The organism is Grimontia sp. NTOU-MAR1 (assembly GCF_035758505.1).
Classification (GTDB): Bacteria; Pseudomonadota; Gammaproteobacteria; order Enterobacterales; family Vibrionaceae; genus Enterovibrio; species Enterovibrio marinus.
The window spans coordinates 3,744,795-3,766,872 of the sequence record NZ_CP142108.1 but is presented as its reverse complement, the minus strand read 5'-3'; the positions used below and the strand labels follow the sequence as shown (position 1 = coordinate 3,766,872).

Annotated in this window: 22 protein-coding genes and 1 pseudogene; 1 reads left to right on the top strand and 22 read right to left on the bottom strand. The window is 48.4% G+C overall.

Translation table 11 applies throughout. The annotated features are described in order from the left end of the window. Nucleotide 1 precedes the first annotated feature (1 nt). Entirely contained in the window at nucleotides 2-1,495 is a 1,494-nt protein-coding gene (locus VP504_RS17455) for a CoA-acylating methylmalonate-semialdehyde dehydrogenase (protein ID WP_325892280.1), read from the top strand. A 77-nt stretch (nucleotides 1,496-1,572) separates the two neighbouring features. On the opposite strand, the gene nadA is transcribed toward VP504_RS17455, so the two are convergent. The 22 genes and pseudogenes from nadA to VP504_RS17345 form a co-directional block, all read right to left on the bottom strand. Next, nucleotides 1,573-2,634, bottom strand: coding sequence for a quinolinate synthase NadA (gene nadA / locus VP504_RS17450; protein ID WP_325892279.1), 1,062 nt, complete (start codon nucleotides 2,632-2,634; stop codon nucleotides 1,573-1,575). A gap of 166 nt (nucleotides 2,635-2,800) precedes the next feature. Next, a complete protein-coding gene (gene ybgF, locus VP504_RS17445) occupies nucleotides 2,801-3,535 on the bottom strand; it encodes a tol-pal system protein YbgF (RefSeq protein ID WP_325892278.1) in 735 nt (244 codons plus the stop codon). 15 nt (nucleotides 3,536-3,550) lie between these two features. Further along, nucleotides 3,551-4,072 (bottom strand): peptidoglycan-associated lipoprotein Pal, encoded by a 522-nt coding sequence (pal, locus tag VP504_RS17440; RefSeq protein WP_062710903.1) that lies wholly within the window; start codon nucleotides 4,070-4,072, stop codon nucleotides 3,551-3,553. Nucleotides 4,073-4,105: 33 nt separating this feature from the next. Beyond that, the gene (gene tolB, locus VP504_RS17435) at nucleotides 4,106-5,458 is read right to left on the bottom strand and encodes a Tol-Pal system beta propeller repeat protein TolB (RefSeq protein WP_325892277.1); all 1,353 of its coding nucleotides are present in this window, start codon (nucleotides 5,456-5,458) and stop codon (nucleotides 4,106-4,108) included. Nucleotides 5,459-5,468: 10 nt separating this feature from the next. Beyond that, on the bottom strand, nucleotides 5,469-6,566 hold the full coding sequence (tolA, locus tag VP504_RS17430; protein WP_325892276.1) for a cell envelope integrity protein TolA: 1,098 nt from the start codon (nucleotides 6,564-6,566) through the stop codon (nucleotides 5,469-5,471). An 8-nt stretch (nucleotides 6,567-6,574) separates the two neighbouring features. Next, nucleotides 6,575-7,021 (bottom strand): protein TolR, encoded by a 447-nt coding sequence (gene tolR / locus VP504_RS17425; RefSeq protein ID WP_062710895.1) that lies wholly within the window; start codon nucleotides 7,019-7,021, stop codon nucleotides 6,575-6,577. Nucleotides 7,022-7,024: 3 nt separating this feature from the next. Then, nucleotides 7,025-7,711 carry a protein TolQ gene (gene tolQ / locus VP504_RS17420; protein WP_046306749.1) on the bottom strand — a complete coding sequence of 229 codons (687 nt, stop codon included), beginning with the start codon at nucleotides 7,709-7,711 and terminating at the stop codon, nucleotides 7,025-7,027. After that, nucleotides 7,701-8,114, bottom strand: coding sequence for a tol-pal system-associated acyl-CoA thioesterase (gene ybgC / locus VP504_RS17415; RefSeq protein WP_062710893.1), 414 nt, complete (start codon nucleotides 8,112-8,114; stop codon nucleotides 7,701-7,703). The genes tolQ and ybgC overlap by 11 nt, the downstream gene beginning before the upstream one ends. Nucleotides 8,115-8,280: 166 nt before the next feature. After that, a complete protein-coding gene (locus tag VP504_RS17410) occupies nucleotides 8,281-8,565 on the bottom strand; it encodes a cyd operon YbgE family protein (protein ID WP_062710890.1) in 285 nt (94 codons plus the stop codon). A 10-nt stretch (nucleotides 8,566-8,575) separates the two neighbouring features. Next, on the bottom strand, nucleotides 8,576-8,686 hold the full coding sequence (gene cydX / locus VP504_RS17405) for a cytochrome bd-I oxidase subunit CydX (protein WP_039849945.1): 111 nt from the start codon (nucleotides 8,684-8,686) through the stop codon (nucleotides 8,576-8,578). A gap of 19 nt (nucleotides 8,687-8,705) precedes the next feature. Next, nucleotides 8,706-9,842 (bottom strand): cytochrome d ubiquinol oxidase subunit II, encoded by a 1,137-nt coding sequence (gene cydB / locus VP504_RS17400; RefSeq protein WP_325892274.1) that lies wholly within the window; start codon nucleotides 9,840-9,842, stop codon nucleotides 8,706-8,708. A gap of 14 nt (nucleotides 9,843-9,856) precedes the next feature. Then, the gene (gene cydA, locus VP504_RS17395) at nucleotides 9,857-11,443 is read right to left on the bottom strand and encodes a cytochrome ubiquinol oxidase subunit I (RefSeq protein WP_062710883.1); all 1,587 of its coding nucleotides are present in this window, start codon (nucleotides 11,441-11,443) and stop codon (nucleotides 9,857-9,859) included. Between the two features lie 479 nt (nucleotides 11,444-11,922). After that, on the bottom strand, nucleotides 11,923-12,930 hold the full coding sequence (gene ruvB, locus VP504_RS17390) for a Holliday junction branch migration DNA helicase RuvB (protein WP_325892273.1): 1,008 nt from the start codon (nucleotides 12,928-12,930) through the stop codon (nucleotides 11,923-11,925). Nucleotides 12,931-12,944: 14 nt separating this feature from the next. Beyond that, entirely contained in the window at nucleotides 12,945-13,574 is a 630-nt protein-coding gene (gene ruvA, locus VP504_RS17385; protein ID WP_325892272.1) for a Holliday junction branch migration protein RuvA, read from the bottom strand. Nucleotides 13,575-13,676: 102 nt separating this feature from the next. Beyond that, nucleotides 13,677-13,796 carry a DUF2474 family protein gene (locus VP504_RS17380; RefSeq protein ID WP_325892270.1) on the bottom strand — a complete coding sequence of 40 codons (120 nt, stop codon included), beginning with the start codon at nucleotides 13,794-13,796 and terminating at the stop codon, nucleotides 13,677-13,679. Beyond that, nucleotides 13,789-14,787 (bottom strand): cytochrome d ubiquinol oxidase subunit II, encoded by a 999-nt coding sequence (gene cydB / locus VP504_RS17375; protein WP_325892269.1) that lies wholly within the window; start codon nucleotides 14,785-14,787, stop codon nucleotides 13,789-13,791. Before cydB (VP504_RS17375) ends, VP504_RS17380 begins: the two co-directional genes overlap by 8 nt. After that, a complete protein-coding gene (locus VP504_RS17370; protein ID WP_325892268.1) occupies nucleotides 14,787-16,202 on the bottom strand; it encodes a cytochrome ubiquinol oxidase subunit I in 1,416 nt (471 codons plus the stop codon). The genes cydB (VP504_RS17375) and VP504_RS17370 overlap by 1 nt, the downstream gene beginning before the upstream one ends. Nucleotides 16,203-16,395: 193 nt before the next feature. Further along, nucleotides 16,396-18,198 carry an ABC transporter transmembrane domain-containing protein gene (locus VP504_RS17365; protein ID WP_325892267.1) on the bottom strand — a complete coding sequence of 601 codons (1,803 nt, stop codon included), beginning with the start codon at nucleotides 18,196-18,198 and terminating at the stop codon, nucleotides 16,396-16,398. An 81-nt stretch (nucleotides 18,199-18,279) separates the two neighbouring features. Beyond that, nucleotides 18,280-18,705, bottom strand: a complete 426-nt coding sequence (locus VP504_RS17360; protein WP_325892266.1) for a hypothetical protein — start codon at nucleotides 18,703-18,705, stop codon at nucleotides 18,280-18,282. A 199-nt stretch (nucleotides 18,706-18,904) separates the two neighbouring features. Beyond that, the gene (gene ruvC, locus VP504_RS17355; protein ID WP_325892265.1) at nucleotides 18,905-19,426 is read right to left on the bottom strand and encodes a crossover junction endodeoxyribonuclease RuvC; all 522 of its coding nucleotides are present in this window, start codon (nucleotides 19,424-19,426) and stop codon (nucleotides 18,905-18,907) included. A 6-nt stretch (nucleotides 19,427-19,432) separates the two neighbouring features. Further along, nucleotides 19,433-20,179 (bottom strand): YebC/PmpR family DNA-binding transcriptional regulator, encoded by a 747-nt coding sequence (locus VP504_RS17350; RefSeq protein ID WP_325892264.1) that lies wholly within the window; start codon nucleotides 20,177-20,179, stop codon nucleotides 19,433-19,435. A 396-nt stretch (nucleotides 20,180-20,575) separates the two neighbouring features. Beyond that, nucleotides 20,576-21,775: pseudogene (locus VP504_RS17345) on the bottom strand (IS4 family transposase). Nucleotides 21,776-22,078: the final 303 nt, after the last annotated feature.

Genomic DNA, 22,078 nt, shown 5'->3' with positions numbered 1-22,078 from the left:
AATGATGGATATTGGGCATTTGATCAACGGAGAGATCAGGGAAACATGCACCAGAAAGCAGGCGGTTTATAACCCGGCAACGGGCGAGCATGCTAAGGATGTATTGCTGGCACCCGTGGAGTTGGTGGATGAAGCGATTGAAATCGCTAACGCTGCGTTCCCGGAGTGGCGCAACACACCAGCAATTAAACGTGCGCGCATCATGTTCCGCTACAAACAGCTGCTCGAAGACAACAAGGAAACCATTTGTCGCCTGATTGGTGAGGAGCACGGAAAGATCCAACATGACGCTATGGGCGAGCTTCAACGTGGTATCGAAAATGTCGAGTATGCATGCTCTGCCACCGAGTTACTCAAAGGCGAGTTCAGCAAGAATGTGGGGGCTGGCATCGATTCCTGGTCAGAGCATCAACCACTTGGCGTTGTTGCAGGTATTACACCCTTCAACTTCCCCGCTATGGTACCCCTTTGGATGTTCCCCATGGCGCTAGTCTGTGGGAACTGCTTTATCCTTAAACCCTCCGAGCGAGACCCTAGTGCCTCGCTCTACATCGCGGGTTTATTAAAAGAAGCAGGATTGCCTGATGGCGTCATGCAAGTAATTCAGGGTGATAAAGCCGTAGTGAACCGCCTTATTGAAAGCCAAGGTATAGAAGCGGTCAGCTTTGTCGGCAGCACACCCATCGCCCAATATATCTATGAAAAGGCCAGCCAGTCCGGCAAACGCTGTCAGGCTCTCGGCGGCGCGAAAAATCACGCGATTGTCATGCCGGACTGCGATATGGAGAATGCAGTAAATCAACTGCTTGGTGCTGCATTTGGTTCCAGTGGCGAACGTTGCATGGCGTTGTCTGTGGCGGTCGCTGTAGGAGATGAGGTAGCGGATAGATTGGTAGGCCGTTTGGCTGAGAAGCTTTCATCACTGCGCGTTGGCCCGTTTTACGATAACGACAATGATTTTGGGCCAGTCATCACCAAAGAACACAAAGAGAAAGTTGAAACGTACATCGCTTCTGCCGCGGAAGATGGCGCTAACCTCATAGTTGATGGGCGTAACCCTGAAGTGAAGGGCTATGAGAATGGCTTCTATGTAGGCGCAACACTCATCGACAATGTTCGCGCAGACATGATCAGCTATCAGGAAGAAATATTTGGCCCGGTACTGCAAGTCGTCAGAGTAAATTCCATGGAAGAAGCCATGACGCTTATCAACGAGCACAGATATGGCAATGGTACGTGTATTTTTACCCGTGACGGTGAAGCAGCGCGTTACTTCTCTGATCACATCAAAGTCGGCATGGTCGGTATCAATATTCCCCTACCTGTTCCTGTTGCCTATCATAGCTTTGGTGGCTGGAAGCAGTCACTCTTCGGTGATCTGCATGCCTATGGACCAGACTCGGTGAAGTTCTATACCCGACGCAAAACAATCACCCAGCGCTGGCCTTCAGCGAGTGTGCGTGAGAATACATCCTTCTCTATGCCAACGCTTTAAACCAACATTGTCGTTCTACAGGTGTAAAAAGAGCTGCCAATGGCAGCTCTTTCCTCAAGAGGCTAGTTTTCTCTGCCTTACGCGTTACCTTTAACCTGCAACTGCAGAGACGCGGCAAAATCCAGCATACGGTTCAGTGGAATAAGGGATTTCACCCGGATCGCTTCATCAACGAAAATCTCGTGCTCTTCGCCACCTTCACGTAATGCCAGTTCAATTGCCTTCAAGCCGTTCATTGCCATCCACGGACAATGGGCACAGCTTCGGCAAGTCGCTCCAGCACCCGCAGTTGGCGCTTCAATCAGCTCTTTTTCCGGCACCATTTGCTGCATCTTGAAGAAGATGCCTTTGTCAGTCGCTACAACCAGTTGCTTGTTTGGTAACTCTTTCGCTGCTTTAATCAGCTGACTCGTTGAGCCGACAGCATCCGCAAGCTCTACAACGCTTGCAGGCGATTCAGGGTGAACCAGAATCGCAGCATCTGGGTAGACCGCTTTCATGTCTCTCAACGCTTTCGCGGAGAATTCATCGTGCACCACACACTCGCCTTGCCAAAGCAGCATTTCTGCACCGGTCTTATTCGCGATGTATGAACCTAAATGGCGGTCCGGGCCCCAGATGATTTTCTTATCTTCTGCGTCGAGATGTTCGACGATTTCCAAGGCGATAGACGATGTGACTACCCAATCCGCGCGAGCTTTAACCGCAGCAGAAGTATTGGCGTAAACCACTACCGTATGATCAGGGTGAGCATCACAAAATTCGGTAAAACGATCTTCCGGACAGCCTAAATCCAACGAACACTCGGCTTCAAGTGTTGGCATCAGAACGGTTTTTTCCGGAGTAAGGATTTTGGCACTTTCGCCCATAAACCGAACACCAGCAACCAGAAGGGTCTTGGCAGGATGCTTGTTACCAAACTTCGCCATTTCCAGGGAGTCGCCGACGAAACCACCGGTTTCTTCGGCCAGCGCCTGAATTTCAGGGTCGGTATAGTAGTGAGCAATCATCACTGCATCTTTTTCCTCAAGCAGTTGCTTGATGCTCGCGATGTAGTCAGTTTTCTGTTGCTCGGACAAGGCCTCCGGCTTCGGAGGGAAAGGATATACTGTCTCTGCAGTATTAATAATCTGGCTCATCAACTTACTCAGATTTGGCTTCCAATCCGGACATTATACCCAGCTTGGTATCGAGTTTTCATCTTTTATGACGCTAAAGCGTAATATCGATGACACCCAAGTTGATTCATTTAGATACAAGAAAGCCAGCAATCATGCTGGCTTTCTTGAGTGAGACTTTTCGGCGTTATTGACTCAATTGCTTCTCTGCTTGTTTTGCCGTGGTTGTTCCGGGATATTCCTTCACAACTTGCTTAAAGAGGGTTTTGGCTGTTGCCGTATCTTTCTGACGGTCAGCAATAATGCCCAACTTCAACAGTGCATCGGCACGTTTGCTTGATTTAGCAAACTGGCTCACCGCCGTGAAGTTTTTCTTCGCATCGTCCAACTGGCTTTTTGAGAAGTAGAGTTGCCCCAGCCAATAATGCGCATTGGGCTTGTAAATTGACTCAGGGTATTTAGCCAAGAAAGCATTAAACGCTTGTGTTGCACCAGCGTAGTTCTTCTCTTTCAGGATAAGATTCACTGCCGCATCATATTCCGTATTCTCAGACTGATTCGCCGAGTACTTTTCCGTTGAAGTACTTTCCTGAGGTTTCACTTCAACAGCAGGTGCCGGCCTCGCGTTTCTCAGCGAGTCAATCTCACGGTAAAGATCGCGCTGACGTTCCAGCATCTGATTTAATTCGTAATTGTTTCTTTCGACCGTGCCACGCAACTCATCGAGTTCGCTCGCCATCTGGTCCAGTTGGCGCTGCATGTCGATTTGCATCTGGTTTCGAGCTTCCAGCATTCGCTCCAAGCGCTCAACAGAGCTACCACTACCGCCCAACTCAGTCACCGGAGCAGGTGCGGCAGCCACAGGGGCTGCCGCACTCACCAGTAACGCCAGCGATAGAGCACGCAAAGTGTTACTGTTCATAAGATTTACCTTTGATTAGTAAACCAGAACCGCACGGCGGTTCTTCGCGTAAGCTTCTTCACCCTGGCCAAGAACCAGTGGCTTTTCTTCGCCATAGCTTACGATAGAAATTTGAGATGCTGGTACACCCAGTGCTTGCAGGTACTTAGCTACTGCATTTGCACGGCGCTCACCCAGCGCGATGTTGTACTCAGGAGTACCACGCTCATCTGCATGACCTTCTACAACGACTTTGATATCTGCATTAGCGCGCAGGAATTCTGCATGTGCATCCAGCATATCTTCAAACTGTGGCAGAACAGAGTAGTCGTCGAAGCTGAAGTAAACAGTTTGAGACTGACGCAGTTCGTTGTTACGGATCTCTTGCTCAGTCAGGCTGCCTTGACCGCCATCAACTGGAGTCACAACAGTGGTTTGTGAACCGTTGTTTGTTTCAGTGCCAGTGCTGTCGGTAGAGCTGTCGCTTGAGCTACATGCCGCCAGAGTAAACATAGGCAGCGCTACAGCCAAACCCTTAAGTACTTTATTAACTTGCATCTTGTTTTCCTTATATCAAATAAGCGCAAATGTTTATTGGAACGGGGACCATGCTGGGGCTCTCACCCTGCCATTGGTAGCTGGTAGTCTCGCTTTGAAGCGTCCATCAATGGACACCAAAGAAAGCACATTATTACGCCCGTAAACTGAGCTGTAAATGACCATACCGCCGTTTGGCGCCAAGCTTGGAGATTCGTCCAACATAGTTTTCGTTAGAATCTCAACAGCACCCGTTTGCAAATCTTGTTTTGCAATGTTGTAGCCTGAGTCAGAGCGGTGAACCATCACCAGGTATCTACCATCCGGGGTAAGTTGACCGCCGAGGTTCTGACTACCTTGCCAAGTAATCCTATTGGTAGAACCATCGGCTAAATTTACTCGATAAATCTGTGGTTTACCACCCCGGTCTGAGGTAAAGATCAAAGACTGCCCGTCTGGATCCCAGAATGGTTCCGTGTTATTCGCACGACCTTTGGTGATTTGCTCCAGTTTACGGGTTTTCAAGTCCATCACATAAACTTGAAGACTACCGGTTTTGGACAACACCAACGCCAGCTTGCTCCCGTCCGGAGAGAAGCGTGGAGAACCGTTGTGACGTGGGAATGACGAAATCATTTCACGTTCACCAGTGTAGATGTTCATCAGGAAAACTTGCGCCTGACCGTTCTCGAAACTCACATAAGCCAGTTGCTTTCCATCTGGGGACCAAGTTGGTGACATCAAGGGCTGCTTGGAACGGAGTACCAGTAGCTCGTTGTAGCCATCGTAGTCGGCGATACGTAATTGGTATGGGTGTTCTGCTTTGTCGTCAATAACCACGTAGGCGATGCGAGTCAAAAACGCACCTTTTTCTCCGGTAAGCTTTTCATAAACCAGATCAGAAATACGATGTGCATACTGGCGAAGTTGATTATTTCCAACGACTTTGCGGTTGTTCAACAACAGATGATCTTTGGTCAGCACCAGTTCGCCGGTTTCAGAAAGCCCTTTGCTCTGGCCGCCCGTCAATTGGCCACGAACAATATCAATCAACTGATAGGTAATCAGGTACTTACCATCTGCCGCTGGGCTGATAGTGCCTGTCACCAGCGCATCCACACCCATTGCAGTCCAGTCATTAAAATCGATCTGCTCATCGTTGTATGGCGTTTGTGGCATTTTGTCGATTGGTATCGGGCTAAACTTACCGCTTCGCTGTAAATCCGAAGCAACGACCGCTGAAACATCCGTAGGAAGTTTACCTTCGCCTTCCCATTTAAAAGGAACAATGGCAATTGGGCGCGCGGAACTGATGCCCTCTGTAATCACGATTCTAAGCTCGGCAAAAGCCGGAGGGGAGAATGCAAGAAAAGTGGCGAATGCACTTACAAGAAATCGTTTCAGCATCTAAAATCCTCTAATCATTTGGCCTGAACTCAAAGGTAAACGCTCTAAATTGTTCTCTTACTGCGTCGTCTTCAGACATTGGAAAAGTGCCGACAGCAAAAATTGCCGAACTCGCGGCTCGACAAGCTCTAGCATTTCCGCTCAACTCTTGAACGTCCAACACTAACCCAGTTCCAGACAGTGTCAATCTAACTTCACAGCCTTGCCCATCAGGCACAGCATCTCTGTTGTATTTACGAGAGATCATGTCTTTGTAAATACCCATATAGCGAGCAACTTCATTTGAAACCTGTTGCCCTCGAGCCGATCCCCTGCTTTCAGATTCCGACTCGAGACCGCTAAAAAGCTCGTTGAGGGCAGCCTCCTGCTCTGCCTGCTTCCGCTGAGCTTCTGCAGCTTTGCGCTCAGCTTCTTTGCGCGCAGCTTCTGCTTTACGGGCTTCCTCTTCGGCTTTTTTCTTCTCGGCTAACTTACGTTGGCGTTCTTCTTCCGCTTTGCGTGCTTCTTCTTCAGCACGCTGCTTTTCAGCCAGTTTACGTTGACGTTCTTCCTCAGCTTTACGCTGCTCTTCCACGGCGCGTTGACGGTCTGCTTCTGCTTTCTTCGCCGCTTCTTCCGCTTTGCGTTGCTCCTCTACACGACGAACACGTTCAGCTTCAGCCGCTGCTGCTTTTTCCTGAGCAATGCGCGTAGCTTCTTCTGCTTTACGTTGCTCTTCAGCAGCTTTTCTCTTGGCATCAGCAATTCGCTTACGCTCGACTTCCGCTTCTCGAGCCTCTTTTTCAGCGGCTAGCTTTTCTGCTCTCAGCTCACGCAGGCGTTTTTCTTCCTGCTCGCGTTGCTGCTCGAGCAAGTCAGCTTGTTGTTCTAGACGGCGAAGACGATCGTCTTCCTGACGTTTAGCTTCGTCCCGCTGTTGACGGATCTTTCTCGCCTGCTCATTCACTACACTCGGGTCGATAACCACAGCCTCAATACTTTGCCCGACAGGTTGGTGGGAGACTTTCGTAAAGTCTGCCCCCCAAAGTAAAACACCGAACAATGCGGCGTGTAACAATACAGAAACGAAGGTTGCGCCCGTATAGCCCGACTTTTGAGTTTTCTTCATTCCATCTCTCATGAATCAAGCGGTTCCGTCATCAAGCCCACTGATGAAACCCCAGCTTGGTTCAATGCATCCAAGGTGAGAATGATTTCTGAATACGGCACGCGCCCATCACCACCGACCAACACAGGTGATTTTGGGTTAATTTCCAGCTCTGCCTTCACACGGATAAGCAGATCCTGAAGTGACAGACCGCGTTGCATGTCTCCATTATTCACTGAAAGTCCCAAACCACCATTTTGATCAACTTCTACGATGATAAATGCACCGCTGTCCTCTTCTTTTGCAAGCTCCGCGGCGGTTTTCGCCGTCGACGTTTGTGGGAGATCCACATCCACGCCCTGCGTGACAAAAGGTGCAGTTACCATAAAGATAATCAAGAGTACCAACATCACGTCAATGTATGGCACCACGTTGATTTCGGCGTTCATTTTCCGCCGTTTACGCTGGTAAGGCATACATTACTCCTTCGGTGAAGCAAACGCCTGGCGGTGGAGAATGCTCGAAAACTCTTCCATGAAGTTGATATAGTTGTTCTCAAGCTTACCCACTTTCGCGGTAAATCGGTTGTACGCCATAACAGCTGGGATAGCGGCAAATAGACCCATCGCTGTTGCCACCAGCGCCTCTGCAATACCCGGTGCTACCATTGCCAGTGTTGCCTGCTTCACAGCACCCAAAGCGATAAATGCATGCATGATGCCCCAAACGGTACCAAACAGGCCGATGTAAGGCGTAATTGAACCAACGGTTGCAAGGAATGGCAGATTGGTTTCCAGCGATTCCACTTCTTTTGAAAGAGAAACGCGCATTGCTCGGGAAGTGCCTTCCATCACAGCTTCTGGCACTTTGCCATTGCTGCGGTGAAGACGGGCAAACTCTTTAAAGCCTGAGTAGAAGATTTGCTCACTGCCTGACAGGTTGTCTTTGCGCGCCTGCACTTCTTGGAATAGTTGAGACAAGTCCATACCAGACCAGAAACGGTCTTCAAAACGCTCTGCTTTCGATGACGCCTCTGAAAGCACCTGCGAACGCTTAATGATCATTGCCCAAGACACTACAGACATGCCCAGCAGAACCAACATCACTGCTTTAACCAGCAGACTCGCCTGCAAGAACAGATCAAGAATTGAAAGTTCAGCGCTCACTTAAAATCTCCGATTGAATCGATTTAGGGATGGATTTCGGCTTCATTTTCTCAGAATCGACACAGGCTACCTTAACGGTGGCACGACACAACACATCGCCTTCTGAATTCACCAAATCTTGACAGAATGTGAGGGTAGCGCGACGAATATCAGGTACCGTTGTTTGAACGATAAGTTCTTCGTCAAGCCTTGCGCCTTTAAGGAAATCGATGTCCATATGACGTACGACAAACGCCGTATGTTCTTCAAATAACGTATGTTGATGGACACCAATGCTGCGCAGAAGTTCTGTTCGCGCACGCTCAAAGTATTTGAGGTAGTTCGCATGATAGACGATCCCACCGGTATCAGTGTCTTCGTAGTAGATGCGAACAGGCCAGCAAAACGGATGGTGACTCCTCATCCTGATAATTACCTGAAATCCATAGTAAGGTTTAGCGAAATACTATAACTGACTTACTCAGTGTAATAAAAGCGCCAAGCGACGAGGCTGGTCACGAATGGCGCAAAATAAAACAGCCCGGCTGTTTTAAGCCGGGCTGTCGGTGACAGTTTATGAAAATGGGATGTCAAAGGAATGCCTTTACTAAGACAACCCCCATCACCACCCACGCAAACGGTGGAAAGAAAACAAGCTGCCAAAGCCAGAATCTTGGCTTGAACGCCATACCGTGAATCATTCCGGTACAGGTTGCCCAAATCAGTGCGGGACCATTAGCAACAGTAAAGCCACCAATTTTATCTGCAAATGTCTGAGGGTCCCATATGACTAACCCGCCACATGTGAGCGCCATTGCCAGCGACAACAGCATGAGCGCACGGATATGAAGACGGTCATGGAGACCGTCCAACATAGTCGTGAAGTTACTCTTCACTGTCACGATCCATGGCTTCAGTGTGTTCTAACCAAAGCGCATTGATAATACCGAACGAGCACGCCAGCAATACACCTAGAATCCAAGCGAAATACCACATGGTTAACTCCTTCCTTCTCTTAGTACAGTGAGGTTTTGTTTTCTTCGATGAACTTTTCATCAAGACGGCCAAACATCTTGTAGTAACACCATGCGGTGTAAGACAGAATGATTGGCACCATCACAATCGCAACGCCCGTCATAATGTTCAGCGTCAACTCGCTTGATGTAGCATCCCACATCGTTAGGCTATGAGCTGGGAACAGGCTGGAAGGCATCACGAATGGGAACATCGCAAAACCTGCTGTCAAAATCACGCCTGCAATCGCAAAGCTGTTGAACAAGAACGCAAAACCGTCACGCTCGAAACGCGCACATACGGCAACCAACAGCGGCATAAATACCGCCAACGCCGGTGCAACCCATAGTAGTGGATAAGCTTCGTAGTTATTGAACAGTGCACCGGTTAAGGTCATCACTTCTTTGTTCAATGGGTTCGACGTTGCATTGGTCATGATTTCGCTTGTGATCACATAGCCTTCAATGCTTTGAGCCCAGAAGCCGGCAAGTGCGAAACATACCGCAGTCAGAATCGCAGATATCTGTGCCACGTTACGTGCACGAACATGCAGCGCATCGGTGGTTTTCATCTGAAGATAAGTCGCGCCTTGCGTCACGATCATGAACAAGCTTACCAGACCACATAGAATCGCAAACGGATTCAACAAACCAAAGAAAGAACCACGGTAAGTTGGTATCAGGAACTCGTTCAGTTCAAACGGTACACCTTGCAATAGGTTACCGAAAGCGACGCCGAAGATGATAGGCGGCACGAAGCTACCCACAAAAATGCCTTTATCCCAGGTTTTACGCCAGCGTGGGTCTTCAATTTTTGAACGGTAGTCGAAACCAATTGGACGGAGCCATAATGCGGCCAGCGTCAGAATCATCGCCAAATAGAAGCCTGAGAATGACACCGCGTAGACCAGAGGCCATGCCGCAAACAATGCACCACCAGCGGTGACCAGCCAAACTTGGTTACCATCCCAGTGAGGCGCTATTGAGTTAATCATCACACGGCGCTCGTTATCGGTTTTACCAATAACTGGTAACAAGGCGCCGACACCCATATCAAAGCCATCGGTAATGGCGAAGCCAATCAACAAAACACCAATCAGTACCCACCAGATCAGGCGTAGAATCTCGTATTCAAACATGTTTCACGCTCTCCTTATGCTTCAACTTGACGCGCAAGATCCGTTTCCGGGGTCTTTAGCGTTTCAAAGTGATAACGGCCTGTTTTTAGGCTGCTAGGGCCTAAGCGCGCGAATTTAACCATCAGGTATACTTCAGCAATCAGGAACACTGTGTACAGTGTAACGATGGCAACCAAAGAAGTGATGATTTCTGACGCAGGAAGATTGGATGCTGCCATGTGTACTGGCAGAATTTCACCCACCGCCCATGGCTGACGACCATATTCAGCAACGAACCAGCCTGCTTCACAGGCAATCCATGGCAATGGAATACCCAATACCGCCAGTTTCAGAAGCCACGGTTTTTCGTCGATTTTCTGGCGACAAGTTTGGTAGAAGGACATACCGAAGATAAACAGCATTGCGAAACCACAAGCGACCATGATACGGAAGCTCCAGAATAGCGGTGCTACCTGAGGAATAGAGTCTTGCGCCGCTTGTTTGATTTGTGCTTCTGTCGCATCAACAACATTTGGTGTTTGTTCTTTCAGGAGCAGACCAAAGCCAAGGTCTTTCTTCACGTCGTCAAACGCAGCCAGGTTTTCAGGCGTTCTTTCACCTGCACGCAGTTTTTCAAGCAAACCATAAGCAATCATACCGTTACGGATACGTGCTTCGTGCTCATCAACAATGTCATGTAGACCGGTCACTTGCTTATCTAAAGAACGCGTTGCGATGATTCCCATCACGTACGGGATCTTAATCGCGTAGTCCGTTTCCATGGTTTCTTGGTTAGGGAAACCAAATACGGTGAACGCTGCTGGTGCTGGCTCTGTGTGCCACTCCGCTTCGATCGCCGCCAGTTTTACTTTCTGAACATCACCCAACTCATAACCAGATTCATCACCCAGTACGATAGTAGACAGGATTCCCGCCATACCAAATGACGCAGCGATAGCGAATGAACGGCGAGCAAACGCCACATCACGGCCTTTAAGGAGATAGTAAGCACTTATACCAAGCACAAACATAGCACCTGTTGTGTAGCCAGCTGCCACAGTGTGAACAAATTTCACCTGAGCAACAGGGTTAAGCACAACTTCAGCAAAGCTCACCATTTCCATTCGCATGCTTTCGAAGTTGAACTCAGCACCCACAGGGTTTTGCATCCAGCCGTTTGCAACAAGGATCCATAGCGCTGAAAAGTTGGAGCCAATGGCAGTTAGCCAAGTGACGGTAAGGTGTTGGCGCTTGGAGAGACGGTCCCAACCGAAGAAGAACATACCTACAAGAGTAGATTCCAGGAAGAAGGCCATCAGCGCTTCGATAGCCAGAGGAGCACCGAAAATATCGCCGACATAGTGAGAATAGTATGCCCAGTTAGTACCAAACTGGAACTCCATGGTGAGGCCGGTAGCGACGCCCAACGCGAAGTTAATACCAAACAGCTTACCCCAGAACTTGGTCATGTCCTTGTAGATTTGCTTATCGGTCATCACATACAGAGACTCCATGATGGCTAGCAGAAACGCCATACCCAGAGTCAGTGGGACAAACAAGAAGTGATACATCGCAGTCAGTGCAAACTGGAACCGCGACAGATCAACAATATCAGTTAACATAGTAACTCCTTCATCGTCAGGCTGACTGACGCACGACACTTACGTATCGTTAAGTAAATGCTTAATCACCTGCGAGCCTTATAGCCCGCGCTTCACTGAGCTTCCCTACGGGGACCGTGTAAACAGCCATCCCTTTTTATGTTGCACGAATGTGCCGCACTGGTTAGGATTTTGTTAAGCATCTCCTAATATAGTGCTAGCTAATACTAAACATTCTCGCGATGGGCTTCAAAGCATTTGGAGCAATCACACATTGATTGCTGTCAAAATAATCAACTTCGGTTGTTCAAATCGTTTGAATTCAAGATCCAGATCAAAACAAAACGCTAATGAGCAAGCGCTACGTCCTGCGACCTACTTGCAAGAACATGCGACCCACTGGCACGAACTTATTGCACTAGAAGTATTGTTCAGAGGGAAAAAATAGCAAAGGCTGGCAAGAAGCCAGCCTTTGAAAAGAAGCGGATAGTGACCTTTTGTCACTCAGGCATATCAAAACCAAAATGAAGATAAGCGCGCTGACTTGCGATACGCCCTCGTGGTGTGCGTTGCAGGTAACCTTGTTGTATCAAATAAGGTTCAAGCACATCTTCAATCGTGTCTTTGGCTTCGCCAATTGCCGCAGCGAGGTTGTCCAATCCCACAGGACCGCCATCAAACTTCTCGATAATCGCGGTGAGCAGTTTGCGGTCCATATAGTCAAAGCCCTGGTTGTCGACATCTAGCATATCTAAGGCTTTCGAGGCCACATCTGCATTGATTCGACCATCAGCTTTGACTTCCGCATAGTCACGAACGCGGCGAAGAAGGCGGTTTGCAATACGTGGTGTTCCACGAGCACGACGAGCGATTTCAAATGCTCCTTCCTCATCCATATCAAGATTCAGGCAATTCGCGCTGCGTTGAACAATACCTTTAAGATCAGCAATGTTGTAATACTCAAGGCGCTGAGTAATCCCGAAGCGGTCACGCAGTGGCGAAGTCAGAGAGCCTGCCCGAGTCGTCGCTCCCACCAGCGTAAAGGGAGGCAAATCGATTTTGATGGAGCGTGCAGCCGGACCTTCGCCAATCATGATATCCAGCTGATAGTCTTCCATTGCTGGGTATAGGACTTCTTCGACGACCGGGCTCAAACGGTGGATTTCGTCGATGAAGAGCACATCGTTGGGCTCAAGATTGGTCAGAAGTGCAGCCAAGTCTCCTGCTTTTTCCAACACAGGGCCTGAGGTCGTGCGAATATTCACTTCCATCTCATTGGCGACAATATTTGCCAGCGTGGTTTTACCCAGACCCGGAGGCCCAAAAATTAGCAAGTGATCGAGGGCTTCTTCACGTTTACGTGCCGCATGAATAAAGATTTCCATTTGATTACGGACGTGATCCTGACCTTGATAATCCGACAGCATCTTTGGTCGAATGGCGCGGTCAATGACGTCGTCTTCACGGCTCGGGGGTACCGTGCCCATCAGTCGATCAGCTTCAATCATTCCAAATCACCCTGTTAGACCATTGAACGCAGCGCATCACGGATAATCGCTTCGCTCTTCATGCCATCAACGGCCACTTGCTTGACCACTTTCTCAGCCTGCGCGGCTTTGTAACCGAGCGCGATAAGTGCACTGATCGCTTCATCTTTCGGATCATTAGATGCAACAACAACGGTTTCATAGCTCGCTACGCGACGTGCTGCAGCATCTGCATGAGGCGTGAAAAGGTCAAAGGCATGCCAGTTTTTAAGGCGATCGCGCATTTCAATCACCAGGCGCTCTGCCGTTTTCTTACCTACACCCGGGATTTTGACCAGTGTCGAGACATCTTCACGTTCTACACTGTCAACGAATTGTGTAGCCGTCATACCAGAAAGAATTGCGAGGCCCAGCTTCGGACCCACACCATTGGCTTTTATCACTTCACGGAATAGGGCGCGCTCGATGGTGGTATTGAATCCATAAAGCAACTGTGCATCTTCACGAACCACAAAATGTGTGTAGACAATCGCTTCTTCACCCGCTTCTGGCAGTTCGTAGAAGCAGCTCATGGGCATACTGACTTCGTAACCTATGCCATTAACTTCCAACAGGATTTCAGGGGGTTGCTTTTCAAGCAAAATTCCGCGTAATCGGCCAATCACAATCAAAACTCAAATTGTTGCTAATAATTGTGATTAGGATAATGAACAACTGGATAGATATCCAGTTTTAAAGCCCAGCGAGTACCTGAAATGGGTATGCGATCAGACTAATCCTACCCACTGCATGGTGTAGCGAATGAAATAAGCGAGCGCACTCACAGCCAGTACACCTGCTATCCATAATCCGACAAACCACGCAAAAGCTTTGCTTAGTTTATTCATGGTATCCCTCGTCTGCTCTAACCTTGCCGCGGAACACCCAATAGGAATACGCAGAGTAAATGATGATAATTGGTAGAAGAACCACGGCTCCAGCAAACAAGAAAATCAGGCTGTTATCTGGCGCGGCGGCATCCCAGAGTGTCACCGCTCTTGGCACCATATAAGGGAAGATGCTGATAGCAAAGCCAGCAAACGCCATCAGGTAAATGACCAGAGTCCAGCAATAAGCCGCACCAGCTCTTCGCGTACTTAATGCATTCCATAGTTGATAGGCCGCAAGCGCTGAAATGGCAGGGATAAGGAAAAAGCCGGCGGCATTCGGGAAAGTAAACCATCTTGCGGCAATGTCACTTGAAATAAATGGCAACCAAACGCTCACCACACCTATCGCGCCCAGGAAGAGCAAGGAGAGCTTTTTACACTTAATGAATAGCTTCTCTTCGATACTACCAGTGGTTTTTATAAGGAGCCAGCAGCCACCAAGCAAGGTATATCCCGCCGTTACTGCTAGACCACAAAAAAGCGAAAAAGGCGTCAGCCAGTCAAACCAGCCCCCAGCGTATTGTCTGTCTGCGACTTCAATTCCTTGGAGCAAAGTCCCGAGTATCATCCCTTGAGAAAACGTCGCCACCATCGAGCCACCTGCGAAAGACCAATCCCAGAGGTAACGGCCTTTTTTGGTACGATAACGGTATTCAAACGCGACACCACGAAATATGAGTCCGATTAACATCGCAATAATTGGCGCATAGACAGCAGGCATGATGATGGCATACGCCAGCGGGAATACAGCAAACAACCCACCGCCACCAAGCACGAGCCAGGTTTCATTGCCATCCCAGATGGGTGCGATGGAGTTCATGGCGGCATCTTTTTCGTCATCGGTCAACGAAGGAAACAGTATGCCAACCCCTAGGTCAAAGCCATCAAGAATGACATAGGCGAATACCGCAAAAGCGATTATCGCTGCCCAGATGAGTGCGTAATCCATTATGACTCCTTACCCGATGCGGGCTGCGGATTCACGGTAATATCTTTGGTCGAATTACCATGTGAAAGCCGGGTAACAATACGCCCATCCAAATCCTGCTCGTACTTCGACGGCGATTTTCTCATCAGCTTCAGTAAGTAGTAGATACCCGCACCAAATATGACAAAGTAAACCACGACGAACACGGCGAGCGAAGCACCGACCGCACTAGCATCAATGGGTGACACAGATTCTGACGTTCTAAGTAATCCGTATACGGTATAAGGCTGACGCCCCACTTCTGTGGTCACCCAACCCGCTAATATCGCTAAAAACCCGCAAGGCGCGGCATACACGCAGGTTCGGAGGAACCAAGGAGTTTCGTATAGGGTTTTCTTATAGCGAAGCCACAGCGACACCAGTCCCATGCCCAACATTAAGAAACCAATGCCCACCATGATTCTGAAACTCCAGAACACAGTTGCAACGGGCGGCCTTTCTTCAGGTGGGACTGACTTGAGGCCTTTTATTTCGCCATCAATAGAATGGGTCAGGATAATGCTGCCTAATTTGGGGATTTCGACTTTGTAGTCAACCGTTTCAGTTTCCTCATTCGGAATACCAAACAAGATAAGTGGCGCACCTTTCTGGGTATCAAAATGCCCTTCCATAGCGGCCACTTTCATTGGCTGATGTTCCAGCGTATTAAGGCCGTGTAGATCGCCCGCGACGATCTGGATAGGCGTCACCAATACCGCCATCCACATTCCCATGGATAGGCTTATCCGCCCTAGCTCATTGTGTGGCGCTCGCAACAAATGCCAGGCACCGACGCCAGCCACCATGAAAGCCGTTGTAAGGTAAGCAGCAATGACCATGTGGACGAGGCGGTAGGGGAAAGAGGGATTAAATACGACTTCGAACCAGTCAGTGACGACGAATTGGCCCTTGTCGTTGAAATCGAATCCCGCAGGGGTTTGCATCCAACTATTCACGGACAGAATCCAGGTTGCGGACAGCAACGTACCGAAAGCAACGACAGCAACGGCCAGAAAGTGAAGTTTTGGACCCACACGCTCGCGCCCAAACAGCATGATGCCGAGGAAGCCCGCTTCCAAGAAAAAAGCGGTAAGCACTTCATATCCCATCAAGGGGCCAAGCACAGGGCCCGTTTTGTCGGAGAAGACACCCCAATTTGTCCCGAACTGGTAACTCATCACGATACCACTCACCACACCCATGCCAAACGTGACCGCAAAAATCTTCGTCCAATATTTGGAGAGTTCGAGATATTGGTGTTGTTTGGTCCGCAGGTGCAATGCTTCAAGCACAGTGATATAGCTTGCAAGCCCAATTGAAAAGGCAGGGAAGATAATGTGAAAAGACACAGTGAACGCAAACTGAATGCGCGCCAGGTCTATGGCTAGCTCCGACATACTCAACTCCACTAAACGTGAGTGACTGTAGTTGGAACGTCAAATTTTAAGACTGAGATCACTTTGGCGGAGAATTCTTAAGGAAGGCAAGGGTTATCTCTATTGAGCCCTCTCCTTTCGAGTTGTTTTCAAAACAGCATCAAACTGAGTGCCCATCTGTATAGTCAATGGATCCGGTAATGGAACTCACCCGTCATTCACCGACAATTTTCATAGGTGTTTCGTCATTAACAGATACTAGCTGCAAGGCGGCAAATTCACGATAAAGTGGAGAAGAATCCATCAATTCATCATGTGTTCCCGTCGCGACAATTTGCCCTTTGTCCATTACCAGTATCTTGTCTGCATTGACGACCGTTGCTAAACGGTGAGCAATCACTATCGACGTTTTGTGCGACATCAGTTCATCAAGCGCTGATTTCACTTTGTGCTCACTGACCGCATCCAAGGCACTGGTTGCCTCATCCAACAGTAAAATAGGGCGGTCTGCCAATATCGCGCGTGCAATAGATATTCGCTGCTTTTGGCCTCCCGAAAGACGGACTCCCCGCTCACCCAATTCAGTATGGTAACCGTCAGGAAACTCGGCGATAAAGTCATGTGCTCTCGCCGCCTTACATGCAGCTATCACAGCTTCTTCTCCAGCTTCCGGTACACCGTAACGTACATTCTCAAGCACAGTGGTGGCGAAAATCACCGATTCTTGCGGAACCAGAGCAAACTGCTTTCTCAAGGTTTCAATTGAGAGGTCTGAAATGCTGACGCCATCAATATCAATGTACCCTTCCTGAACATCAAAAAAGCGTTGAAGCAGCGCAAAAACCGTACTTTTCCCTGCCCCACTTGGGCCAACCAACGCGATGCGCTCACCCGCTTTTACATCAAAAGAGAGTGAATAAAATACCGGGAGGTTTTCGTCACCGGGATAGGAGAAAGAGACACTATCAAAACGGACAGCCCCGGCAACCGGTTCTAGCAATTGGCGCGGACTCTGCGGCTCCTGAATATCCTGCTCCATTTGTGAGAGTTCAATTAGCCGTTCAGTCGCACCTGCTGCACGTTGAATATCCCCAATTACCTCGCCAATGGTGGCCACACCACCTGCCACTAACAAGGCATAAAACATAAAGGCTGACAACTGGCCTGCGGTCAATGAGCCATCCAAGACGCTCAATGCACCAACCCAAGTGACCAAGACAATGGCCACAATAGACAGAAACACCACCGACCCCATTAACGTTGCGCGATAGCGAATTCGTATTTTGGCTGCATCCATAACAGACTCGACACGGCCATTGAAGTGATGTGCATCAGCATCTTCATGGTTGTAAGATTGAACAGTACGAATTTCGTGTAGCGTTTCATCCACATGAGCACCAAGGTCAGCCACCCTGTTCTGACTCACACGTGCCAATCGACGCACTTTTCTTCCCAACACGAAAATAGGAACCAGCACCACAGGGACCGCCAGCAATACTAGCCCTGTTAAAGTGATACTGGTGAACGCCATCATTATTAGACCACCAATCACAGAGACGCCAGAACGCAGTGCCATCGAAAGGCTCGAACCCACTACCGTCTGCAGGAGTGTAGTGTCTGCGGTAAACCGACTGATAACTTCACCGGTTCTTTCTTTTGCGTAAAAAGAAGGCGAGAGCTTTAGAAGATGGTGATATACCGTCATTCGGATATCCGCACTGACACGCTCGCCCAACCAGCTCATCAGGTAAAAACGACAGAAGGTCGCAAAACCGCTGACAACCGTAATACCCAGAATGACCAAAACTAATTTGTTCAACTCAGTGGCATTACCAGAAAGAAAGCCTTCATCGACCACAAGCTTCACAGCCTGACCAAGAGCCAGCCAGCTTAAGGAACCAAGGAAGAGAAAAAATACAGCGGCAATAACTTTGCCCCGATAAGGCAATAAATATGTCGCTATCCATTTCAGAACTGAACGCGTGCTGGAAGATTGTTGGGAATATTTCTCTGACAAGATAATGACTCTCTCGCTTTTTTGCTGACTGGCTAACACGTTACAACAAGTTGCGGTTATCAGCGAGAGAGCAAGATGAGATTAATCGACTTCTTCTCTGTCACCCTTTCTTGTTTGGTAAAGCAAGAATGCCGCTGACAGCCAGACCAAACATGCCATCACAAACAATGTGCCGCCATCGTTACCAACAACCTCACCTGCTTCATTAAACGCTGGCTGCGCAACACCGATTGGTGTGAACAAGTGGAAGAAAATTGCGCCCGTCATCGTACCAACTGCTAAAAAAGCACCCAATGCGTGAAAACGGGTAAACAGCAGAATAGAGGCTATCAACTCCACAATACCTACCATATAAGCGCCGTATTTACCGAACCAAGCTAGCCCAGACCACTCACCCAGTGTACCGAAGATAAACTCAGTTTCCGGTGACCCAGAGAACTTGAAGAACAGCGATTGAATAAATACAAATGCGATGAAGATACACAAGCCTGTTTTAAGGTATTTCATATTTGGCCCCGTTCAAAATATCGATATCCATTAACAACGATAGAAAAGAGCGAGAATTTCTCTAATCAAATTCACGCCAAGATTGAGACACTAAATCCATTTAGTGATAACTGTCAGCGGAGTTTGATAATAGACATTCGTGATGATTGAAAAATAAAAAAAGCAGCCATTTGGCTACTTTCTTCGACATGATCTCAACCTAGCGATAGCGTCCGCGCTTGGCACTTTTCGCCTGCCCGGCCATCGCCACCAGCGTGTGGTTGGTATGGGCATGACAAATCGCCACAGCCAAGGCGTCGGCTGCATCGGCTTGAGGGGTGGATGGCAGTTTGAGCATATGAACAACCATGTGTTGAACCTGCTTCTTATCTGCACTGCCTTTGCCGACCACAGCCTGCTTGATCAAACGTGCTGCGTATTCAGAAACAGGTAATCCTGCATTGACGGCGGCCACAATGGCACTTCCGCGTGCCTGACCCAGCTTAAGTGCCGAATCAGCATTTCGTGCCATAAACACCTGCTCAATGGCAAACGTATCCGGCTGGAACTGAGTAATCACTTCGCTGACACCGGCATAAATTTGACCCAATCGTCCTGCCAAATCTTCACAGTCCGTACGAATACAACCGCTGCCAAGGTATTCCAAATGTCTGCCTTGATGTCGGATCACGCCATAGCCAGTGATCCGCGAACCCGGGTCAATCCCGAGAATAATAGCCACGTATGATTATTCCAGAGTTGCTGCGACTTCATCAGAAATATCGCCGTTGTGGTAGACCTCTTGAACGTCATCAAGATCTTCGAGTGCGTCAATCAGACGAAGTAGTTTGGGGGCTGTGGTTTCGTCCAAATCTGCTTTGGTTGAAGGAATCAGCGTCACTTCTGCGTTTTGCGCTTCATACCCAGCAGCATCGAGCGCATCTTTCACAGTACCGAACTCTGTAGGTGTTGTATAAACGTCGATTGAACCGTCTTCGTTAGTTTCGATATCATCCGCACCACCTTCTAGTGCCGCTTCAATCACTGAGTCTTCATCCAGACCCGGCGCATAAGAAATAACACCTTTTTTGTCGAACAGGTAGCTCACGCTGCCATCTGTGCCCAGGTTACCTCCTGCTTTAGAAAACGCATGACGGACGCCAGATACAGTGCGGTTACGGTTGTCGGTCATACACTCGACCATGACAGCAGTACCCGCTGGACCGTAACCTTCATAGATCACAGTTTCCATGTTCTCTTCACCTTCACCGCCAGCACCACGGGTGACAGCACGGTTAACAGTGTCTCGGGTCATGTTGTTTGACAGTGCTTTATCAATCGCTGCGCGCAAGCGTGGATTGTTTTCCGGCTCAGGCCCACCTTCTTTAGCGGCCACCACGATTTCACGAATCAGCTTGGTGAAAATTTTACCGCGCTTGGCATCTTGCGCTGCTTTACGGTGTTTGATGTTGGCGAATTTACTATGACCTGCCATCCCCTCTCTCCTCTCTTTTCTCAAGCCCTCAAAGCATTATTGCCAATAGCTTCAGACTCGACATACCTTAAGCGAAAGAAGGTGGAGCTCAAAGTAAAAACATCACTCGATTACCATATTTGGTGAACATATAGCCATCTATTAAACATATAAAAATCAATGAGTCCACAAAGAATAGGATCACACAGAAAGGATAAAATCCAAGCGAAACATGTTTAAGTGCTAATAGCTCCAATTAGCAAATAGTCTTTATGTTCTTCATTTCCGGTCCAGAAAATCAGCATCATCTGTAAACATTAAACTAACGCTATCGTTTACAACTAATCAGAAAGAAAGATAACCACCTTTGACAAATAATCATAAAATCTCATTAACCTGAGAGTCTGAAGGATCCCCTCATAATTTTCCAAGCCCAGCACTGTGTGCCAGCGTTTGATATTCGAGTATAGCCCAGTGATATTGCTGTTCGTTGATATCATAACGTCGATGATTTCTGACCTCCTTTCCCAGCCGAGGAATGGATAGCACCCGGCGGTGCTTGATGGTGTTCGCTTGAAAGTGGAAGTGCCATTTCGCTTGGCTGGCAATAAGGCCATTCCACCAAAAAAGAATGTCAGCCAGTAAAGCGATGAGAAGTAAGATATCTAGCCGCTTCACACAACGGGTTCTATTGTGCCGCAACGCTTTTCCATAGGCGGTACTTTTGAGGTCTCTGAAGGCTTCTTCAATTTGCATTCTCTTGGCATATAAACGGGTTATCTGCACAGCATGGAGGGTTTAATTGGGGATATTAGTGACAAGTAGCCACGGGTCATTAGCACTTTTGGCGAAGACTTTCGAGGCAGTGTGTTTTGAGTTTGTGCGGGCATGACGAAGTGCTTTTCGTCCTTTAGGTGATTGTTTTACTATGTATGCTTGGCAAGCGAGCGGAGAGCGTTTCGCGAGTTGGCATCTCCCGAGGTCATTCGGTTTACTCGTGGCTTTGTGGTAAAGCGCTTTGTTGCATTGCCAATCTTGGCGGTTGAGTTTTATTGAGACTTCCCCCCGCACACGACCAATCCAGAACCAGCCTTTTTGTTGGACTTGGCGAAACCAGGTGTTCCGGGATCCCGCATCAGATATCACAATGGGCGTGGCGCCTTGGGGGAGAATATCTTGAAGCTTATCGAGAAAGCGCTGATGGGAACTTGGTGAATTATATTGCTTATATTCAAAGGCTTGTTCATACAAAGTCACGGCACGGCCATCGAGGACAACAGAAGCACGAAGCGTCATATGTCGGAGTTGCTCACGCACATCAGACCAATCAACAAGGATAACCGGACAAGGGTTGGCGCCAGTAATTAGACGGGCATGCCACTTATAGATGTCTTCCTTTTCGCGATGTAATTGGTTGTTACTCAGTAGTCTGTCGATGCGCTTGATAGCGTGCTTAGTGGTCGTTCGGGTATTGAGAGAACGGCCGAGCTTGGTAAGAGTGAGGTCAGCACCATCGAGTACAGACTCAGTCGCAAGTAGCAGAGATTGAAGTCGTTTTTTATGAATAGTGGGACACTGATTAGTTAAGGTATCGAGTAAGATCTGAACATCGCGCATCGGTAATTCCTCTTGGTGGAATGTGGTTTTTGGCGAAATTCATTAGATCAAAGGGTACGGTGCGCGTCCTTCTTATTGTTTGGAATAGGAATTTTGAGGGGATTCGCTAGCCTGAGAGTAACGCTCCCTCAAGAATAATCTGTTCAATGGTATAAAACTCTTTACACATTGAGCGCTGCCTACCACAACAATTTCTATTTACATAAGCTGCTCTTAGCTTTAAGAGCATTCTCGTGTGTCCTGCTTGATGTAAGTTATCTCCTTTGTGGATATTAGCGCTTCCCTACCCCTTATTTATATAGT